Here is a 737-nt window from a genome sequence, read left to right as displayed (position 1 = left end):
TTCGCCATCCGATGCCATTCGTTGTCCTTCCGGAAATGTGCTTGGGGCGAGTATGGCCCAGGCACCGCGCGGGCCACGGCGAACACCGCGGGGGTCAGCACCACCGCGGTCGCGTCGTTGGACAGGAACACGGTGACCAGCGTGCCCGGCCCATGGCGGTGGAGCCCGTGGCCGACAGCACCGGCACGCGCGCGTCATCCACCAGCACCTCGCCCAGGTCGCGCTGGCCGATGATCAGCTCCAGCAGGCCCGCGGGCGCATCGGCGCCGAAGCGGGCGATGGCGCGCTGCGCGATCGCGTGCGTGGCCAGCGCCGTGAGCGGGGTTTTTTCCGACGGCTTCCACACCACCGGATCGCCGCACACCAGCGCCAGCGCGGCATTCCAGGACCACACCGCCACGGGAAAATTGAACGCCGAGATCACACCGCACACGCCCAGCGGGTGCCAGGTTTCCATCATGCGGTGGCCGGTGCGCTCGGTGGCGATCGTCAGGCCGTACAACTGGCGCGACAGGCCCACGGCGAAGTCGCAGATGTCGATCATCTCCTGCACCTCGCCCAGCCCCTCGGACGGCACCTTGCCCGCCTCGATGGTCACCAGCAGGCCCAGGTCGGCCTTGGCCGCGCGCAGCTCTTCACCCAGCAGGCGCACCAGCTCGCCCCGGCGCGGCGCCGGCACATTGCGCCATGCCTGGAAGGCCGCATGCGCCCGCCCGATGGCCGCCGTGGCCTCGGCC

The 737-nt window shown here is 71.1% G+C and carries 1 pseudogene; it reads right to left on the bottom strand.

Annotation, left to right across the window (positions count from 1 at the left end):
* Positions 1 to 142: 142 nt before the first annotated feature.
* Positions 143 to 737 (bottom strand): annotated as a pseudogene (locus tag AC27IQ_RS26245) (aldehyde dehydrogenase family protein); the annotation flags it as partial.

Source organism: Acidovorax sp. KPB24-07, assembly GCF_057543315.1.
Note: the sequence above shows the minus strand (reverse complement) of the source record. Positions and strands in the feature narration are given on the sequence as shown.